The 19,336-nt window shown below is 68.2% G+C and carries 16 protein-coding genes and 1 pseudogene; 12 read left to right on the top strand and 5 right to left on the bottom strand.

From position 1 onward, the window contains the following. Positions 1–34: 34 nt before the first annotated feature. Positions 35–958, bottom strand: coding sequence for a LysR family transcriptional regulator (locus MMB92_RS20825; protein ID WP_006482668.1), 924 nt, complete (start codon positions 956–958; stop codon positions 35–37). 98 nt (positions 959–1,056) lie between these two features. Between MMB92_RS20825 and MMB92_RS20830 the strand changes: the two genes are divergently transcribed. From MMB92_RS20830 to MMB92_RS20855, 6 genes are read left to right on the top strand one after another with little or no spacing between them, the layout of a single operon-like run. Further along, the gene (locus MMB92_RS20830; protein ID WP_006498993.1) at positions 1,057–1,224 is read left to right on the top strand and encodes a DUF1427 family protein; all 168 of its coding nucleotides are present in this window, start codon (positions 1,057–1,059) and stop codon (positions 1,222–1,224) included. Positions 1,225–1,242: 18 nt separating this feature from the next. Continuing rightward, positions 1,243–3,135: an amidohydrolase gene (locus MMB92_RS20835; protein ID WP_196445993.1), complete on the top strand. Its 1,893-nt coding sequence runs from the start codon at positions 1,243–1,245 to the stop codon at positions 3,133–3,135. A gap of 1 nt (position 3,136) precedes the next feature. Beyond that, a complete protein-coding gene (locus MMB92_RS20840) occupies positions 3,137–3,598 on the top strand; it encodes a DoxX family protein (RefSeq protein WP_006482676.1) in 462 nt (153 codons plus the stop codon). 26 nt (positions 3,599–3,624) lie between these two features. Then, positions 3,625–4,539, top strand: a complete 915-nt coding sequence (locus MMB92_RS20845; RefSeq protein ID WP_196445995.1) for a glyoxalase — start codon at positions 3,625–3,627, stop codon at positions 4,537–4,539. Then, positions 4,536–5,237, top strand: coding sequence for a YoaK family protein (locus tag MMB92_RS20850; protein ID WP_006497734.1), 702 nt, complete (start codon positions 4,536–4,538; stop codon positions 5,235–5,237). The genes MMB92_RS20845 and MMB92_RS20850 overlap by 4 nt, the downstream gene beginning before the upstream one ends. After that, positions 5,234–6,739 carry an alginate export family protein gene (locus MMB92_RS20855; protein ID WP_069352003.1) on the top strand — a complete coding sequence of 502 codons (1,506 nt, stop codon included), beginning with the start codon at positions 5,234–5,236 and terminating at the stop codon, positions 6,737–6,739. Before MMB92_RS20850 ends, MMB92_RS20855 begins: the two co-directional genes overlap by 4 nt. A gap of 109 nt (positions 6,740–6,848) precedes the next feature. Here MMB92_RS20855 and MMB92_RS20860 read toward each other — a convergent pair whose 3' ends face one another. Next, the gene (locus tag MMB92_RS20860) at positions 6,849–8,435 is read right to left on the bottom strand and encodes an acid phosphatase (protein ID WP_006490385.1); all 1,587 of its coding nucleotides are present in this window, start codon (positions 8,433–8,435) and stop codon (positions 6,849–6,851) included. A gap of 222 nt (positions 8,436–8,657) precedes the next feature. Between MMB92_RS20860 and MMB92_RS20865 the strand changes: the two genes are divergently transcribed. The 3 genes and pseudogenes from MMB92_RS20865 (at position 8,658) to MMB92_RS20875 (ending at position 10,995) form a co-directional block, all read left to right on the top strand. Further along, complete coding sequence (locus MMB92_RS20865) at positions 8,658–10,007, top strand: cytochrome c peroxidase (protein ID WP_196445996.1); 1,350 nt, start codon at positions 8,658–8,660, stop codon at positions 10,005–10,007. 109 nt (positions 10,008–10,116) lie between these two features. Continuing rightward, positions 10,117–10,503, top strand: a complete 387-nt coding sequence (locus MMB92_RS20870) for a hypothetical protein (RefSeq protein WP_006482251.1) — start codon at positions 10,117–10,119, stop codon at positions 10,501–10,503. 8 nt (positions 10,504–10,511) lie between these two features. Next, positions 10,512–10,995 (top strand): annotated as a pseudogene (locus tag MMB92_RS20875) (NUDIX hydrolase). 134 nt (positions 10,996–11,129) lie between these two features. Here the strand turns inward: MMB92_RS20875 and MMB92_RS20880 are convergent. Then, positions 11,130–12,839, bottom strand: a complete 1,710-nt coding sequence (locus MMB92_RS20880; RefSeq protein ID WP_006482253.1) for a glutamine--tRNA ligase/YqeY domain fusion protein — start codon at positions 12,837–12,839, stop codon at positions 11,130–11,132. A 253-nt stretch (positions 12,840–13,092) separates the two neighbouring features. Between MMB92_RS20880 and MMB92_RS20885 the strand changes: the two genes are divergently transcribed. Then, positions 13,093–13,302 carry an ornithine acetyltransferase gene (locus MMB92_RS20885; protein ID WP_006497729.1) on the top strand — a complete coding sequence of 70 codons (210 nt, stop codon included), beginning with the start codon at positions 13,093–13,095 and terminating at the stop codon, positions 13,300–13,302. Positions 13,303–13,493: 191 nt separating this feature from the next. Next, on the top strand, positions 13,494–14,042 hold the full coding sequence (locus MMB92_RS20890) for an alpha/beta hydrolase (protein ID WP_006489670.1): 549 nt from the start codon (positions 13,494–13,496) through the stop codon (positions 14,040–14,042). A gap of 33 nt (positions 14,043–14,075) precedes the next feature. Here MMB92_RS20890 and MMB92_RS20895 read toward each other — a convergent pair whose 3' ends face one another. Further along, entirely contained in the window at positions 14,076–15,296 is a 1,221-nt protein-coding gene (locus MMB92_RS20895) for a CaiB/BaiF CoA-transferase family protein (protein WP_034200686.1), read from the bottom strand. Positions 15,297–15,539: 243 nt separating this feature from the next. Between MMB92_RS20895 and alaS the strand changes: the two genes are divergently transcribed. Beyond that, on the top strand, positions 15,540–18,164 hold the full coding sequence (gene alaS, locus MMB92_RS20900; protein WP_006497726.1) for an alanine--tRNA ligase: 2,625 nt from the start codon (positions 15,540–15,542) through the stop codon (positions 18,162–18,164). A 140-nt stretch (positions 18,165–18,304) separates the two neighbouring features. Here the strand turns inward: alaS and MMB92_RS20905 are convergent, their stop codons facing one another. Then, on the bottom strand, positions 18,305–19,219 hold the full coding sequence (locus tag MMB92_RS20905; RefSeq protein ID WP_006489674.1) for a LysR family transcriptional regulator: 915 nt from the start codon (positions 19,217–19,219) through the stop codon (positions 18,305–18,307). Between the last annotated feature and the right edge of the window lie 117 nt (positions 19,220–19,336).

The following is a 19,336-nucleotide window of genomic DNA, read 5'->3' on the forward strand; positions in this document are numbered from 1 at the left end:
AGGCGGCGAGCGCCTGCCACCGCTCATCACGCGTTCAGGCGGCGGGCAGCGCCCACGGCGCGTGCGCGAAGCGTTCCGCGAGGAAGTCGAGCAGCACCGTCACGCGCGCGGCGCGCAGCATGCCGGGCGGCGTGACGAGGTTCACGTTGATGTCCGCGATCTTCCAGTCGCTCATCACTTCCTCGAGCTCGCCGCGCTGCATCGCGTCCCACACGAGGAACTCGGGCTGCAGCGCCAGGCCGTGACCGCCGACGAGCGCGGGGAGGATCACGTCCGCGTTGTTGGTGCGGATGCGCCCGTGGACGGACACGCCGACTTCGTCGCCCGACGCCGGATGGCGGAAGCGCCAGTGCTCGGGGGTCGGCAAGTTGGTGTACGTGAGGCACACGTGCTGTTCGATGTCGCGCGGATGCGTGGGGCGGCCGCGCCGGTCGAGATACGCGGGCGATGCGACGAGCGGCCGGCGCACCGCGCAGAGGCGGCGCGAACGCAGCGTCGAATCGTTCAGCTCGGCGATGCGGATCGCGACGTCGAAGCCGCCCGACACGATGTCGACGATGTGATCGGTGAGCACGAGATCGATGTCGACGCGCGGATAGCGTTCGAGAAACGCGGGCAGCACCGGCGACAGATGGCGCAGCCCGAACGACATCGGCGCATTCACGCGCACGAGGCCGTGCGGCTCGAGCGCCTGCGCGGACGCTTCGTTCTCGATCAGCTCCGCATCGGCGAGCAGGCGGATCGCGCGGTCGCGCAGCAGTTCGCCGGTCGGCGTGAGCGACAGCTTGCGCGACGTGCGGTACAGCAGCATCGCGCCGAGGCGTTTTTCGAGGCGCGCGATCGCCTTCGACACGGTGGGTTGCGATACGCCGAGCAGGTCGGCGGCTTTCGCGAACGAACCGGTCTCCGCGACGCGCGCAAAGATGGCCCAGGCTTCGAGATCAGGAAGGTGTTGCATGGTCGGCGTGAATGGCAGGGAAGCGAAACGGATGCGATGCGCCGCGCAGGCGGCCTCGCGATGCCGGTGATTCTAATCCGGCCGGGAGAAAAAACGTTATGGAATCTTATCTAATTTCATTGGGCGCCGGCGTGCTGATCGGCGTCGTGTACAGCGTGATCAGGGTGCGCTCGCCGGCACCGCCGCTGATCGCGCTGGTGGGCCTCGCCGGCATGCTGGCCGGCGCGCAGGCCATCGCGCCGGTTCGTCACTGGCTCGGCTTCTGACCGCATCGAGGACATTTCATGAGCGCAACCGATACCCAACCCGATCTGATCCTGCACAACGGGCGCATCACGACGCTCGATCGTGCGAACCCGGTCGCGACCGCCGTCGCGATCAAGGACGGCCGCTTCGTCGCGGTCGGCGGCAATGCGGAGATCGTGCCGCTCGCGGGCCGTGCGACGAAGGTCGTCGACCTCGACGGCCGCACCGTGCTGCCGGGCCTGATCGACAACCATACGCACGTGATTCGCGGCGGCCTGAATTACAACCTGGAGCTGCGCTGGGACGGCGTGCGGTCGCTCGCGGTCGCGATGGAGATGCTCAAGCGCCAGGTCGCGATCACGCCCGCGCCGCAGTGGGTGCGTGTGGTCGGCGGCTTCACCGAGCACCAGTTCGCCGAGAAGCGGCTGCCGACGATCGCCGAACTCAATGCAGTCGCACCCGACACGCCGGTGTTCATCCTGCACCTGTACGACCGCGCGCTGCTGAACGCGGCCGCGCTGCGGGTGGTCGGCTACACGAAGGACACGCCGGAGCCGCCGGGCGGCACGATCCTGCGCGACGACGCGGGCAACCCCACCGGCCTGCTGCTCGCGAACCCGAACGCGACGATCCTCTACGCGACACTCGCGAAAGGCCCGAAGCTGCCGTTCGAGTATCAGTACAACTCGACGCGCCACTTCATGCGCGAGCTGAACCGGCTGGGCGTGACGGGCGTGATCGACGCGGGCGGCGGTTCGCAGAATTATCCCGATGACTACGAAGTGATCCGCAAGCTGCACGACACGGGCGAGATGACGGTGCGGATCGCGTACAACCTGTTCACGCAGAAGCCGAATGCCGAGAAGGAAGACTTCGTGAACTGGACCAGGAGCGTCACGTATCACGACGGCACCGACTATTTCCGTCACAACGGCGCGGGCGAGATGCTGGTGTTTTCCGCGGCCGACTTCGAAGACTTCCGCGTCGCGCGCCCGGACCTGCCCGCGCAGATGGAAGACGATCTCGAAGGCGTCGTGCGCGTGCTCGCGCAGAACCGCTGGCCCTGGCGCATGCACGCAACCTACGACGAAACGATCAGCCGCGCGCTCGACGTGTTCGAGAAGGTCAACGAAGACATCCCGCTCGAAGGGCTGAACTGGTTCTTCGATCACGCGGAAACGATCTCCGAGCAATCGATGGACCGGATCGCCGCGCTCGGCGGCGGTATCGCGGTGCAGCACCGGATGGCGTACCAGGGCGAATACTTCGTGGAACGTTACGGCGCGCGCGCCGCCGAGGCGACGCCGCCCGTCGCGAAGATGCTCGACAAGGGGCTGAAGGTGTCGGCCGGCACCGACGCGACGCGTGTCGCGTCGTACAACCCGTGGGTGTCGCTCGCGTGGCTCGTGACGGGCAAGACGGTCGGTGGCCTCAGAATGTATCCGCAGCGCAACCTGCTCGATCGCGAAACCGCGCTGCGGATGTGGACCGAATACGTGACGTGGTTCTCGAACGAAGAGGGCAAGAAAGGGCGCATCGCGGTCGGGCAACTGGCCGACCTGATGGTCCCCGATCGCGATTTCTTCACCTGCGCGGAGGACGATATCGTCGGCACGAGCGCGTTGCTGACGGTGGTCGGCGGCAAGATCGTGTGGGGCGCGGGGCCGTTCGCGTCGCACGACGCGCCGATTCCGCCGGCGATGCCCGACTGGTCGCCGGTGCGCGAGTACGGCGGCTATGGCGGCTGGGGCGCGACGCAGCGCAACGGCGCGCCGTTGCAGCGCGCGGCAGCGGCCGCCGCGGCGTGCGGCTGTTCGAGCGCGTGCAACGTGCACGGGCATGCGCATGCGGGCGCATGGGGCCGCGCGTTGCCGACGTCGGACGCGAAGGGCTTCTGGGGTGCGTTCGGCTGTTCGTGCTGGGCGGTCTGACATGGCGGCCCCGACCCACCGCGGCGGCGCCGGCAATCCGGCGTGGGTCCGCGCGCTGCTCGCGCAGCCGGGGGTGCTGCCGCTCGCGCGGCTCGCGCTGGTGTCCGCGTATCTGATCGGCGGCGTCGCGAAGGCGCTCGACTTTCACGGCGCGGTGGCGGAGCAGGCGCATTTCGGCCTGCAGCCGGCTGCGCTGTGGGCGGCGCTGGCGATCGCGGTCGAGATCGCCGGCTCGCTGTGCGTGGTGTTCAACCGCTTCACGTGGCTCGGCGCCGGCAGCCTCGGCATGCTGACGCTGGTCGCGATGGCCGTGGCCAACGATTTCTGGAACCGGACGGGCGCCGAGCATTTCATGGCGCTCAACAGCTTTTTCGAGCATCTCGGGCTGATCGCGGCACTCGTGCTCGCGACCCGGCTCGCCGATGCACCGCACGCGGCCGATGATGGCCGCTCCAATCGATGACGATGCAACAACCAGGAAAGCCTTTCATGAAAACGATTCGTTCAGTGCTGCTCGCCGCGATGTGCGCGGGCGGCCTTGCCGGTGCGCCGGCGGCGTTCGCGAAACCGCCGGTGCCGCCGGCGGTCGCGCCGACGGTGGCGGTCGGTCCGCAGTACGACACGACCCACGTGTGCGTCGCGCCGGAAGACTTCGACCGCTTCACCGACAGCTTCGTCGCGACGTTCGGCGGCACGAAGTCGAAGCAGGGCGTGTTCCAGGTCACGCCGACGCCGAGCCAGACGATGTCGCAGCTGGTGCTGACGCCGGTCGGCACGATCTCGGTATTCGGCTTCAAGACGCCGATCCCGTATCCGTTCTGCGCGGAACGCACCGGCTATCTCGTGACCGACATGGACGTCGCGGTGAAATCCGCGCGCGAGCACGGCGCCGACGTGATCGTCGACACGTTCCCCGATCCGATCGGCCGCGACGCGATCATCGCGTGGGCGGGCGACGTGAAGATGCAGCTCTACTGGCATACCCAGGCGCCGCACTACGACGCGTTGCAGACCATCCCCGAGAATCGCGTGTACGTGTCGCCGCAGAGCGTACGCAAGTTCGTGCACGATTTCGTCAAGTTCTCGAAGGGCAAGGTGGTGTCCGACGACCTGAAGGCGCCGGGCATCGAAATCGGCCGGCCGAACGACACGTACCGCCGCATTCGCATCGAATCGGGCTTCGGCAAGATGACCGTGCTCGCGACCGATGGTCACCTGCCTTACCCGTTCGGCCGCGAGATGACCGGCTACGAAGTGGCCGATCTCGCCGCGACGCTGAAGCAGGCACAGGCCGCGGGCGTGACGGTGCTCGTGCCGGCCTTCACGTCGGACGGCCGCGACGCGGCGCTCGTGCAGTTTCCGGGCGGCTACGTCGCCGAGATCCACGCGAGCGCGGCGCGATGAAGCACGAGGATACGATCCTTGCCGCGGTGGCCGGCTTCGTCGACACGCTGAGCTTCGTCGCGCTGTTCGGGCTGTTCACCGCGCACGTCACCGGCAACTTCGTGCTGATCGGCGCGGGCATCGCGGGCTTCGGCCAGGGCGTCGTGCTGAAGCTCAGCGTGTTTCCTGCGTTCGTGTGCGGCGTGATCGCGAGCAGCCTGATCGCGCGGTCGATGGCCGCGCGGCCGGCCTGGCAGGGCACGCGCATGCTGCACGCGGTGCAGGCCGTGCTGCTGCTCGGGTTCTGCGCGGCCGGCGTGTGGGCGACGCCCGTCACGCAACCGGACAGCCTGCCGGCGCTCGTGGCCGGCATCGTCGGCACGTTCGCGATGGGCGTGCAGAATGCGCATCCGCGCGTGATCGCGCGCGCGGGCGGCGTGCCGAACACGGTGATGACGGGCAACGTGACGCAGGCGATCCTCGATGCCGTCGACATGCTGTCGCCCGGCACGGCGGACAGCGCGCGTGCGACGGCGCGGGCGCGCTTCGCGAAGATGCTGCCGGCGATCGTCGCGTTCGCGCTCGGCGCGGCATGCGGCGCGCTCGGGTTTCGCGCCGTCGGGTTTCTTGCATTGCTCGCGCCCGTCGGTGCGCTGGCGGCGCTGGCGCTGGGGGCGGCGTCGCCAGCGGCCGGCACGACCCCGCGGGAGCCCGCATGATCGAGCGTCGGCGAAGCGGGCGCCGCGGCCGCCACTTCGAGCGGGCCGCGCGCGTGTCGATCGTCGCGGGATTGATGCTCTCGGGCGCCGACGCGGCGTTCGCGGAAACGGCAGCCGCGTCGGCGTCGACGCCGACATCGAGCGCGTCATCGGCCTCGGCGCCCGCGGCCACCAGCGCATCGACGTGCCCGGCCAAGCGTCCCGCAGTCCTGTTCAACCGCTGGCAGGAAGACTGGTCGGTGCTCGCGAATCCCTGTGTGCCGCGCGCGCCGCTCGACGGGCTGAAAGCCATTGCGCTCGGCAACGATCCGTCCTCCTATCTGTCGCTCGGCGTGAACCTGCGCGAGCGGCTCGAAACCAACGACGCGCCGCTGTTCGGCATCGGCGCCGCGCAATCGGATACGTACCTGATCCAGCGCGTCGAAGTGCATGCCGATGCGCATCTCGGCCGGCACTGGCAGTTCTTCGTGCAGTTGCAGGATGCGCGCGCGTTCGGCAAGAACACGATCGCGCCGGTCGACCGCAATCCGCTCGATCTCGAACAGGCGTTCGCGACCTACACGGGCGCGCTCGGCGGCGGCACGCTGAAGTTCCGCGTCGGCCGTCAGGAGATGGCGTTCGACTTGCAGCGCTTCATCGCCGCGCGCGACGGCCCGAACGTGCGGCAGGCGTTCGATGCGGTGTGGGTCGACTACGAGTATCGGAAGTGGCGCTTCATCGCGTATGCGACGCAGCCGGTGCAGAACCGTACCGTGTCCACGTTCGACGACGTGTCGAATCGCGATCTCACGTTCAGCGGCGTGCGCTTCGAGCGGCAGTCGGTCGGGCCGGGCGATCTGTCCGGCTACTGGTCGCGCTACAACCGCGGCCACGGGCGTTTCCTCGACGCGAGCGGCCCCGAGCATCGCGACGTGTGGGACGTCCGCTACACGGGCACGCACGGCCGCTTCGACTGGGACCTCGAAACGATGCTGCAGACGGGCACGGTCGGCAACGACACGATCGCCGCATGGGCCGTCGGTTCGATCGCCGGCTACCGGCTCGACGCGCCGTGGTCGCCGCGCATCGCGCTGCAGGTCGACGCGGCGTCGGGCGACCGGCATCCGCGCGATGGCCGGATCGGCACGTTCAATCCGCTGTTTCCGAACGGCTACTACTTCACGCTCGCCGGCTACACCGGCTACTCGAACCTGATCCACGTGAAGCCGTCCGTGACGCTGAAGCCGTCGCCGAACCTGTCGCTGCTCGGCGCGCTCGGCTTCCAGTGGCGCGAGACGACCGGCGACGCCGTCTACCAGCAGGGCAATGCGGTCGTGCCGGGTACCGCGGGCAAGGGCGGGTTGTGGACGGGGATGTACGTGCAGCTGCGTGCGGACTGGACGATCGCCGCGAACCTGATCGGCGCGCTCGAGGCCGTGCATTTCCAGGTCGGCGATGCGATCCGGCAGGCGGGCGGGCACAACGCCGACTACGTCGGCGTCGAGCTGAAGTACGGCTGGTAAGGCAAGCGCGCAGTCACGCGGACCCATGAACAAGGGCGGCCAGAAGGCCGCCCTTCGTTCGTTCGGAGCCGGCATCGCCGCCGGCTCGTTCGCGGTGACCGCGATGCGATTACAGGTTCGGCGACAGCGCGAGCGCGTTCGTCAGGTCGCCCATCGGCTGGGCGCCGTTCGCCTTCAGCGCGTCGTCGCGTTGCTGCAGGCCGGCGAGGCGCGGCAGCGAGAAGCGGCGCGTGATGAAGCGCAGGATCGAACCCGTGTCGTACTGCGTGTGGTCGACGAAGCCCTTCTTCGCGAACGGCGACACGATCAGTGCCGGAATGCGGGTGCCCGGGCCCCAGCGGTCGGCGGTCGGCGGCGCGGCGTGATCCCAGAAGCCGCCGTTTTCGTCGTACGTGACGACCACGACCATGTTCTTCCACTGCGGGCTGGCCTGCAGGTGCGCGATCACATCGGCGATGTGCTGGTCGCCGGACGTGACGTCCGTGTAACCCGGATGCTCGTTCAGGTTGCCTTGCGGCTTGTAGAACGCGACCTGCGGCAGCGTGCCCGCGTCGATTGCCTTGATGAACTCCGCGCCGTTCGCGCCACCGTCGAGCAGGTGCTGCGCGCGGCTCGCGGTGCCCGGCGCCTGGTTCGCGAAATAGTTGAACGGTTGGTGGTGCGGCTGGAAGTTCGGCGTCGACAGGTCGGCGCCGTAGATCACGTTCGATGTGCCGTTCTGGCTCGCCTGCAGCGCCTGGCCCCACGCGCCGCCATACCACGCCCACGACACGCCCGCGTTGGTCATCAGGTCGCCGATGTTGGTCGCCGTCTGCGGCGGCATCGTCGACGGATTGGCCGGGTCGGCCAGCAGCGGATCGCCGCCCGCGGCCGCCTTGTTGCCGCTCGGCTGATACGCCGGCTGCATCGTGTTGATGCCGTAGAAGTCCGGCGTCAGCGCGCCGTCGTTGACGAACTTCGGCGGCCCGCTCAGCGCGGAAGCCGGCGAGTTCGTCGCGACCTTCAGCGACTTGCCGTCGGCGTTCAGCACGGCGATCTTGCCGGCCGCCGGGCTCTTGTCGGCGTTCGGGTAGTACGGCGCGCACGCGCAGATCAGGTACTGGTGGTTCAGGAACGAGCCGCCGAACGCGCCCATGAAGAAGTTGTCGGCGAGCACGTACTGCTGCGCGATCTTCCACAGCGGCAGCTTCGACGGATCGGCCGTGTAGTGGCCCATCGTCAGGCCGCCCGCGTCGGTCCATGCGGCGTACATGTCGTTCTTGCCGCCGTTGATCTGCATCTGGTCCTGGTAGAAGCGGTGCACGATGTCGCGCGTCGCGATGCTCATCGACTGGTTGAAGCCGTTCGGATCGTCGATCGCGAACGGCGCGTTCGGCAGGTTCGCCGTCATCGCCTCGGTCACCGCCGGCGTGATGCCGGTCGCGGTCAGGCCGCCCCAGATCTTCGGCAGCGTCGCCATCGTCGAGCCGTCGCGGTCCTTCTGCACCGAATTCGCGGCCGTCGCGTTCTGCAGACCGTTCGCGCCCGGGAAGTTGCCGTACAGGTTGTCGAAGCTGCGGTTTTCCGCGTAGATCACGACGACGTTCTTGACGGCCGACAGGCCCTGCTGCGTCACGTCGTCGCCGCCGCAGGCGGTCAGGCTGAGCGCGGCCGCAAGGGCGATCGGCGTGTAGCGAATCCAGGCGTGCTTCTTCATGCGATGTTCTCTCTCATTCGTCGTTGGTCGCGTGTGGGAACCGGGTGGCGGAGGGCCGGCGCGCGAACCTCGCGGTACCGCCCGGCTGCGCGCATTATCTGGAACCGATTTGACAGCCGGGTGTAGGGACGCTTTCAATTGACTGTCGGTTGAACGTCATCCAACGGTCACGGAACTGACATAAGCTCCGGCCGATTGCCCACCGCTACCAGAACAACGACGATGCACACCTTTCTGAAATCCTTCGCGTTCGCGCGGTCGCTGGTCCCCGCCGCGGCGACGCTCGCGGTGGCTGGCGCGCTCGCCGCGCTCGTCGGTTGCGACGCGCAGCCCGGCACGACCGCGTCGGCCGCGTCCGTCGTCCCGGCGGCGCAGGCTGCTCCGGCCGCCCCGGCGGTCGCGCCGGCTCGCCAGCCGCAGACGCGCGCGCAGGTGTTCGAGGGCGTGAAGCAGATGACGGCGCTCGGCAAGCAGCTGTTCTTCGATCCGTCGCTGTCCGGGTCCGGCAAGCTCGCTTGCGCGTCGTGCCATAGCGCCGAGCATGCGTTCGGGCCGCCGAACGCGCTGTCGGTGCAGTTGGGCGGCGACGACATGCACCGTACCGGCTTTCGCGCGGTGCCGTCGCTGAAGTACCTGCGCGGCATCCCGCCGTTCAGCGAGCACTTCCACGATTCGCCGGACGAAGGTGACGAAAGCGTCGACGCGGGTCCGACCGGTGGGCTGACCTGGGACGGCCGCGTCGATACGCGCGATGCGCAGGCGCGCATTCCGCTCCTGTCGCCGTTCGAGATGAGCAGCTCGCCTGCGCGAGTCGCGAAGGCGGTCCGCGCCGCGCCGTATGCCGACGCGTTCCGCAAGGCGTTCGGCGACCAGGTACTCGGCGACGACCGGGCGACGTTCGATGCGGTGCTGCGCGCGCTCGATGCATTCCAGCAGCAGCCGGCGCTGTTCGATCCGTACACGAGCAAATACGACGCATATCTGGCCGGCCACGCGCAGCTCACACCCGCCGAGTTGCACGGGCTGCAGCTGTTCAACGACGAGAAGAAGGGCAATTGCGCGAGCTGCCACATCAGCCAGCGCACGCTCGAAGGCGGCCCGCCGCAGTTCAGCGATTTCGGGCTGATCGCGATCGCGGTGCCGCGCAACCGCGCGCTGCCGGTCAATCGCGACCCGCGCTTTTACGATCTCGGCGCCTGCGGTCCCGAACGCACCGACCTGAAGGGGCGCGACGAATTCTGCGGGCTGTTCCGCACGCCGTCGCTGCGCAACGTCGCGCTGCGCAAGACGTTCTTCCACAACGGCGTGTATCACTCGCTCGAGGACGTGATGCGCTTCTACGTCGAACGCGACATCCATCCGGAGAAGTTCTACCCGGTCGTGCACGGCAAGGTGCAGATCTACGACGACCTGCCGAAGCGCTACTGGCCGAACATCAACCGCGAAGCGCCGTTCGACCGCAAGCGCGGCGACCAGCCGGCGCTGAATACGGCCGAGATCAAGGACGTGATCGCGTTCCTGGGCACGCTGACTGACGGATATCAGCAAACGGCCGTCGCCGCCAAGCCCTAGAAGGCCTTCATCGCAGCACGCATGCTATGCTCGCTCGCTGACGGGCGCGGTGCGTGCCGGTTCGCCGGCATGCACCGCGCCTTTCGATCGAACATCCAAGGAGAAAAACATGTCGATGCGTGCATCCCTTTCCGTCGTCACGCGCGTGCTGGCCGGCGCCGCGTGCGCAGCCGCGATGCTGCCCGCCCACGCGCAGAACAACCTGAACTTCCTGAACGACACGCCGATCAGCTATTTCAGCAAGACCGACCGCGCGTCGCTTTCCAAGGCAGTCGTGCAGGCGCGCGACGAAGGCAAGGACGGCGAAACCACGACGTGGCAGAGCAGCGGCCGCGGCACGCAGATCGACGCGAAGCTCACGCCGAGCACGACCGAGGCGGACGGCAAGACCTGCCGCGAAGTCGCGACCGAAATCACCGCGAAGGGCCAGACGATGACGCTCAAGCCCGTCTATTGCAAGACGGCCGCGGGCAAGTGGCAGCTGCAGAAGCGCTGAGCACGCGCATGACGAAGCGGGGCGGCGCGCCGCGCACGGTATCGTGCGGCGTCGTGATCCTCGATGCGGCCGGTCGCGTGTTCCTCGCGCATGCGACGGACACCACGCACTGGGACATCCCGAAGGGGCAGGGCGAACCGGGCGAGACGCCGGCCGACGCCGGCCGACGCCGCGCTGCGCGAACTGCTGGAGGAAACCGGCATCGCGTTCGCGCCGGCGCGGTTGCTCGATCTCGGCCGCTTCGCGTACCGGCACGACAAGGACCTGCACCTGTTCGCGGTGCAGGTGGCCGACGGCGAAATCGATCCCGCGCACTGCACGTGCACGTCGCTGTTTCCGAGCCGTCGCGACGGCTCGATGATTCCCGAGATGGACGCGTACCGCTGGACCGTGCCGGGCGACATCGACACCTATGCGAGCCGCAGTCTCGCGCGGCTGTTTCGCACGAAGCTGTCGCTGGCGGACTTGCATCGGCGGTTGTCGGGCGCGTGAACGGGCGCCGCGGCTTCCGTTTTCGCCTGCCGTTCTTCGGCCCGCGCCCATGAAAAAACCGGCTCCAGGGCCGGTTTTTTCATGCCGAGGCAGCGGCGGCTTGCGAGCCGCGCGCTACCGCGCGGAGCAGGCCGTCAGGCCGGCTTGCCCCAGCTGTCGCGCAGCCCGACGATCCGGTTGAACACCGGCTTGCCCGGCTTCGAATCGACACGGTCTGCAACGAAGTAGCCGTGGCGCTCGAACTGCAGGCGCGTTTCCGGCGCGACGTCGCCGTTGCCCGGCTCGAGGTACGCCTGCACGATCTTCTTCGAATCGGGGTTCAGTGCCTCGAGGAAGTTCGCGCCGCCCGCGTCCGGGTGCGGCTCCTTGAACAGGCGGTCGTAGATCCGCACTTCGGCCGGCTGCGCGTGCTTCGCGCTGACCCAGTGGATGTTGCCCTTTACCTTGTACGTGTTCGCGCCTTCGGTGCCCGACTTGCTGTCCGGGAAGTAGTTGCAGTGCACGGCCGTCACGTTGCCGTCGGCGTCCTTGTCGAAGCCCGTGCATTCGATCACGTAGCCGTAGCGCAGGCGGACCTTGTTGCCCGGGAACAGGCGGAAATAGCCCTTCGGCGGGTTTTCGACGAAATCCTCGCGCTCGATCCACAGTTCGCGCGAGATCGGGAACGTGCGCACGCCGCGGTCCGGATGGTGCGGATGCACGGGCGCCGTGCACGCTTCCTCGAGGTCTTCCGGATAGTTGTCGATCACGAGCTTCAGCGGATCGAGCACCGCGACCGTGCGCGCCGCCTTGTCGTCGAGGTCGTCGCGCAGCGCGCCTTCGAAGATGCTCATGTCGATCCACGAATCGATCTTCGTCACGCCGATCCGCTCGCAGAACAGGTGGATGCTCTCCGGCGTGAAGCCGCGGCGGCGCACGCCGACGATCGTCGGCATCCGCGGGTCGTCCCAGCCGTCGACGTGGCCTTCGGTGACGAGTTGCAGCAGCTTGCGCTTGCTGGTGATCGCGTACGTGAGGTTCAGCCGCGAGAATTCGATCTGTTGCGGCAGCGGGCGCGTGAACACGCCGGCTTCCGCGAGTTCGTTCAGCACCCAGTCGTACAGCGGGCGGTGATCCTCGAATTCGAGCGTGCACAGCGAATGCGTGATGCCTTCGAGCGCATCCGAGATGCAGTGCGTGTAGTCGTACATCGGATACACGCACCATGCGTCGCCGGTGCGGTAGTGGTGCGCGTAGCGGATCCGGTAGATCACCGGGTCGCGCATGTTCATGTTCGGCGACGCCATGTCGATCTTCGCGCGCAGCACGTGCTCGCCTTCCTTGAACTCGCCGGCCTTCATCCGGCGGAACAGGTCGAGGTTCTCTTCCGGCGTGCGCTCGCGGAACGGCGACGGCTTGCCGCCTTCGGTCAGCGAGCCGCGGTTCGCGCGCATTTCGTCGGCGCTCTGGCTGTCGACGTACGCCTTGCCGCGCTTGATCAGCAGCTCGGCGAACTCGTACAGCTTGTCGTAGTAGTCGCTCGCGAAATACTGATGATCCACCGCGTCCTTGCGCCAGTCGAAGCCGAGCCAGCGCACCGCGTCGACGATCGAGTCGACGTATTCGACGCTTTCCTTTTCCGGGTTCGTGTCGTCGAAGCGCAGGTGGCACACGCCGCCGTAGTCGCGCGCGACGCTGAAGTTCAGGCAGATGCTCTTCGCGTGACCGATGTGCAGATAGCCGTTCGGCTCGGGCGGGAAGCGCGTCTCGACGCGGCCGCCCCATTTGCCGGTGCGGTTGTCGTCGTCGATGATGTTACGGATGAAATTGGAAGCCGCGGGGGCGTCGTTGCGTTCGGTGCTCATGCGGTTGGCGTCAGGTTGTGTCGGCGCGTCGCGCCGGTTTAATCCTGTAATTCTACCTGACCGGGGTCCGTCCCGCGCGGCCTGCCGGTCCGGCGCCGTCCGTTCGCGATGCGTACCGCAATATATCGAGTGTGTGTCGGCTGTAACACGACGTAAATCGGATTGCCGGCGCCGTTCGGGTTTTCCTATGATGGCTTTACCGATTCAATGCCGCCATTCGCAATTTTTGCGTGGCGGGAGGAAGCCAATAATCATGATGAAGAAGACCACTTTTCTCGTTCGTACCGCGGTGATCGTCGCGGCCCTGTCGCAACTCGGCGCATGCGCGATGACGCATACGCAACGCAATGCCGGGATCGGCGCGGCCGCGGGCGGCGCGCTCGGCTACCTGATCACGGGCGGCCCGGTCGGCACGGTGGCCGGCGCGGCGGCAGGCGGCCTGGTCGGCGCCGGCGTCCGCTGATCCCCGCCGGCAGGCGCCCGCGACGCGGGCGCCACGCATGCCGGCCGGTCGTGACGCCTCCCTGAGTGCATCACGACCCGCACGAACGTCACGCACATCCCCCGGATTTCGACAGGCACCATCAGGGAGAGGCGGGTGTGCGACACTGCGTCGACGCTACAACACGATTCCATTCGTCGACCAACCCTTCCATGACCGACTCCGTCGTTTTCGTCTTGCCGGGCTACGCCAATTCGGGCCCGCTTCACTGGCAGAGCCGTTGGGAGCGCGCCGACGCGCGCTTCTCGCGGGTCGCGATGCCCGACTGGGACCGTGCGTTCCGCAACGGCTGGTGTCTCGCGCTCGACCGGGCGGTCGAAGCCGCGCGCGGGCCCGTGCTGATCGCCGGCCACAGCCTCGGTACGCTGACCACCGCTTGGTGGGCGACCCGCTACGCACGCCCGGCCGCGCTCGCGAAAGTGCGCGGCGCGCTGCTCGTCGCATTGCCCGATCCCGCGGGGCCGGCGTTCCCGGTCGACGCGCACGGCTTCGGCCCGGTGCCGCACGAGCGATTGCCGTTTCCGACCTGCGTCGTCGCGAGCAGCGACGATCCGTACGGTTCGCTCGCGTTCGCACGCGGCTGCGCGCATGCGTGGGGCAGCGCGTTCCGCGACATCGGCCCGCGCGGCCACATCAACGCCGACAGCGGGCTCGGCGACTGGCCGGCCGCACGCGGCTGGCTCGACGCGCTCGCGCGCTAGCCGGGCCGTTCGCCGCCGCGCGAGCCTGACGCGTCAGATCGCCTGTTTCGCCTTCAGCGCGGCAATTCGCTCGTCGTCGTAGCCGAGCATGTCGCGCAGCACCTCTTCCGTCTGCGCGCCGAGCAGCGGCGGGGCGGTGCGTGCGTCCGGCGGCGTCGCGCTCATCCGGATCGGGTTGCGCACGAGCTTCACGTCCGCGCCGCACGGGTGCGGCAGCGCTACCTGCATCCCGCGCGCGACCACCTGCTCGTTGTCGAACACCTCGTCGAGATCGTTGATCGGCCCGCACGGCACGCCGGCCGCTTCGAGTGCGCCGATCCAGTCGGCCTTGCCGCGCGCCTTCACCATTTCCGCGAGGATCGGCACCAGCGTGTCGCGATGGCGCACGCGCGACGGGTTCGTCGCGAAGCGCTCGTCGTCGGCCAGCTCGGGCCGGCCGCCGGCTTCGACGAACTTGCGGAACTGCCCGTCGTTGCCGACCGCGACGATGATCCAGCCGTCGCTCGTCTGGAACGTCTGGTACGGCACGATGTTCGGATGCGCGTTGCCCCAGCGCACCGGCGGCTTGCCGCTCGCGAGGAAGTTGGTGTTCATGTTCGCCAGCAGCGCGACCTGCACGTCGAGCAGCGCCATGTCGATGTACTGGCCTTCGCCCGTGCGGTCGCGGTGCGCGAGCGCGGCGAGCACGGCGATCGTCGAATAGAGGCCGGTCGCGAGATCGGCGATCGCGACGCCGGCCTTCTGCGGGCCGCCGCCCGGCTCGCCGTCGCGCTCGCCGGTGATGCTCATGAAGCCGCCGATCCCCTGCACGATGAAGTCGTAGCCCGCGCGGTGCGCGTACGGGCCGGTCTGGCCGAAGCCGGTGACCGAGCAGTAGACGAGATCGGGCTTCACCGCGCGCAGCGCGTCGTAGTCGAGCCCGTATTTCTTCAACTGACCGACCTTGTAGTTCTCGAGCACGACGTCGCTCTGCGCGGCGAGCTCGCGCACGATCCGCTGGCCCTCGGGCGTCGCGATGTCGATCGTCACCGAGCGCTTGTTGCGGTTCGCCGCGAGGTAGTACGCGGCCTCGGCGGTATCCGCGCCGTCCGCGTCCTTCAGGTACGGCGGCCCCCAGTGGCGCGTGTCGTCGCCGGCGCCCGGGCGCTCGACCTTGATCACGTCCGCGCCGAAATCGGCAAGGGTCTGCGCGCACCACGGGCCCGCGAGCACGCGGGTGAGGTCCAGCACGCGGATATGGCTCAGGGCACCCATCGTCGAATCGTCTCCTTTCATGGCTGGCCTGCCTTGCCGGGCAAGGCCGATTGGCATGCCGAGCATCTTAAGGCGAATCGGCCGCGCGGGTGGCCCAGGCCGGTCGTCCGGCGCAGCGGGCCGCCGCCGCTTGGGCGGGCGGTCTGTATCGTATAATCGATCGTTTCCGAATCCATGCCGCCGCGCGCCCCGCCTGGGGCGCCGGCGTTTGAAGCCGTCTTTGCCAGACTGTCCCCGCACGCCATGAAAGCTGCCGAAATCCGCGAGAAATTCCTCAAATTCTTCGAATCGAAGGGCCACACGATCGTCCGCTCGTCGAGCCTCGTGCCCGGTAACGACCCCACGCTGATGTTCACGAACTCGGGCATGGTCCAGTTCAAGGACGTCTTCCTCGGCACGGACCCGCGCCCGTACTCGCGCGCCACGACGGCGCAGCGCAGCGTGCGCGCGGGCGGCAAGCACAACGACCTCGAGAACGTCGGCTACACGGCGCGCCACCACACGTTCTTCGAGATGCTCGGCAACTTCTCGTTCGGCGACTACTTCAAGCACGACGCGATCAAGTTCGCGTGGGAGCTGCTGACCACGGTCTACCAGCTGCCGAAGGAAAAACTTTGGGTCACCGTCTACCAGGAAGACGACGAGGCATACGACATCTGGGCGAAGGAAGTCGGCGTGCCGACCGAGCGGATCATCCGGATCGGCGACAACAAGGGCGCGCGCTACGCATCGGACAACTTCTGGACGATGGGCGACACCGGCCCGTGCGGTCCGTGTACCGAGATCTTCTACGACCACGGCCCGGACGTGTGGGGCGGGCCGCCGGGGTCGCCTGAGGAAGACGGCGACCGCTACATCGAGATCTGGAACCTCGTGTTCATGCAGTTCAACCGCGACGCGCAGGGCAACATGACGCGCCTGCCGAAGCAGTCGGTCGACACCGGCATGGGCCTCGAGCGTCTCGCCGCGGTGCTGCAGCACGTGCACAGCAACTACGAGATCGACCTGTTCCAGAACCTGATCAAGGCCGCCGCGCGCGTGACCGAGATCAGCGACCTCACGAACAACTCGCTGAAGGTGATCGCCGATCACATCCGCGCGTGCTCGTTCCTGATCGTCGACGGCGTGATCCCCGGCAACGAAGGCCGCGGCTACGTGCTGCGCCGGATCGTGCGCCGCGCGATCCGCCACGGCTACAAGCTGGGCCGCAAGGGCGCGTTCTTCCACAAGCTGGTGGCCGACCTCGTCGCCGAGATGGGCACCGCCTACCCGGAGCTGAAGGAAGCCGAACAGCGCGTGACCGACGTGCTGCGCCAGGAAGAGGAGCGCTTCTTCGAGACGATCGAGCACGGCATGTCGATCCTCGAGGCCGCGCTGGCCGACGTCGACGCGAAGGGCGGCAAGGTGCTCGACGGCGAACTCGCGTTCAAGCTGCACGATACCTACGGCTTCCCGCTGGACCTGACGGCCGACGTGTGCCGTGAGCGCGGGATGACGGTCGACGAGCCGGCGTTCGACGACGCGATGGCGCGTCAGCGCGAGCAGGCGCGCGCGGCCGGCAAGTTCAAGGCCACGCAGGGCCTCGAATACTCGGGCGCGAAGACCACCTTCCACGGTTACGAGGAAATCGCGTTCGACGACGCGAAGGTCGTCGCGCTGTACGTCGACGGCTCGGCCGTCAACGAAGTGAAGGCCGGCCAGGATGCGGTCGTCGTGCTCGACCACACACCGTTCTACGCGGAATCGGGCGGTCAGGTCGGCGACCAGGGCGTGCTCGCGAACGCCGCGACGCGCTTCGCGGTGGCCGACACGCTGAAGGTGCAGGCCGACGTGATCGGCCATCACGGCACGCTGGAGCAGGGCACGCTGAAGGTCGGCGACGTGCTGCGCGCGGAAATCGACGCGCAGCGCCGCGCGCGCACGCAGCGCAACCACTCGGCCACCCACCTGATGCACAAGGCGCTGCGCGAAGTGCTCGGCGCACACGTGCAGCAGAAGGGTTCGCTCGTCGACGCGGAAAAGACCCGCTTCGACTTCGCGCACAACGCACCGATGACCGACGACGAAATCCGTCGCGTCGAGCAGATCGTCAACAACGAGATCCTGGCGAACGCGCCGGGCATCGTGCGCGTGATGCCGTACGACGAAGCGGTGAAGGGCGGCGCGATGGCGCTGTTCGGCGAGAAGTACGGCGACGAAGTGCGCGTGCTCGACCTCGGCTTCTCGCGCGAACTGTGCGGCGGCACGCACGTGCACCGCACCGGCGACATCGGCCTGTTCAAGATCGTCGTCGAAGGCGGCGTCGCGGCCGGCATCCGCCGGGTCGAGGCGATCACCGGCGACAACGCGGTGCGCTATGTGCAGGAACTCGACGCACGCGTGAACGAAGCGGCCGCGGCGCTGAAGGCGCAGCCGTCGGAACTCACGCAGCGCATCGCGCAGGTGCAGGACCAGGTGAAGTCGCTCGAGAAGGAACTGGGCGCGCTGAAGTCGAAGCTCGCGTCGAGCCAGGGCGACGAGCTCGCGCAGCAGGCCGTCGAGATCGGCGGCGTGTACGTGCTGGCCGCGACGCTCGACGGTGCCGACGCGAAGACGCTGCGCGAAACGGTCGACAAGCTGAAGGACAAGCTGAAGAGCGCGGCGATCGTGCTGGCGGCCGTCGAAGGCGGCAAGGTCAGCCTGATCGCGGGCGTCACGCCGGACGCGAGCAAGAAGGTCAAGGCCGGCGAGCTCGTGAACTTCGTCGCGCAGCAGGTCGGCGGCAAGGGCGGCGGCCGTCCGGACATGGCGCAGGCAGGCGGCACCGAGCCGGCGAACCTGCCGGGCGCGCTGGCCGGCGTGAAGGGCTGGGTCGAAGAGCGGCTCTGATCGTTGCACGACCGATGCGATGCCGTCGCCCCGACGGCATCGCGTGAATCGAAAAACGACCCGATCGGCAGGCGCCGGTCGGGTCGTTTCGTTTGTGCGGTCGAGGCGTGTCGATCGATGCGGCGACGCGCGGGCACGGGTCAGGCCGGTACGGTCACCGTCGGCTTCGTCACGTCGCCGGGCTGCCGCGCGGTGTCGGTGAGCGCATCGCGCAGCGCGGCGAGCGCCGCCGACGCATAGCCCCGCCGCCACGCGAGCAGCGTGTCGATCCCTTCGAGTTCGGGAATCCTGTGCGCGGCGATGTTGCCGGTCTCGGGCTGCAGATCGAGCACCGAACGCGGCGCGACCGCGATGCCCGCGCCGGCCGCGACGCACGCGACGATCGCGTGATACGAGCCGAGCTCGAGCACGCGGGCCGGCTTCACGCCGTGCGCCGCGTACCACTGCTCGACGTACTTGCGATACGTGCAGCCGCGCTCGAACGCGATCAGCGTCGGTAGGATCACGTCGCGTGGCGTGCGCACCGGCGGATGGCCGCGCGGCGTGAGCAGCACGAGATCCTCGCGGAAGATCGGCACGGTCTCGAACGTGTCGGGCAGCATGTCCGGCTCGGGCGGGCGCGCGAACAGCGCGGCGTCGACCTCGAAGTCGCGCACGCGGTCGATCAGCCAGCCCGTCGTGCCCGTCAGCAATTCGAGCGACACGTCGGGCCACGCGTGGTGATAGCGCGCGAGGATGGTCGGCAGCCGGCTCGCGGCCGTGCTTTCCATCGTGCCGAGCCGCAGCCGCCCGCGCGGCGTGTCCTCGCGCACCGCGTCGCGCGCCTCGTCGGCGAGCGCGAGCAGGCGCTCCGCGTACGGCAGCAGCGTTTGCCCGGCCGGCGTCAGCACGAGTCGGCGGCCGTCGCGCACGAACAGCGCCGCGCCGAGTTCCTCCTCCAGCTGCTTGATGCGCGTCGTGACGTTCGACTGCACGCGATTGAGCTTGGCCGCCGCGCGCGTCACGCCGTTCTCGCGCACGACCGCCCGGAAAATCGCCAGCGCCGCCAGGTCCATGATTCTCTCCGAGGGATGAGTCGATTCTTAATTATTCATTTTTCGAGAATGGTTGGTCAAGCTAGGATGGACCCATTCCGATTTCCGATCCGGCTGGCGCGCGCGAAGCGCCGGCCC

The sequence above is a fragment of the Burkholderia sp. IO2 genome (genome assembly GCF_029522185.1).
GTDB lineage: Bacteria > Pseudomonadota > Gammaproteobacteria > Burkholderiales > Burkholderiaceae > Burkholderia > Burkholderia cenocepacia.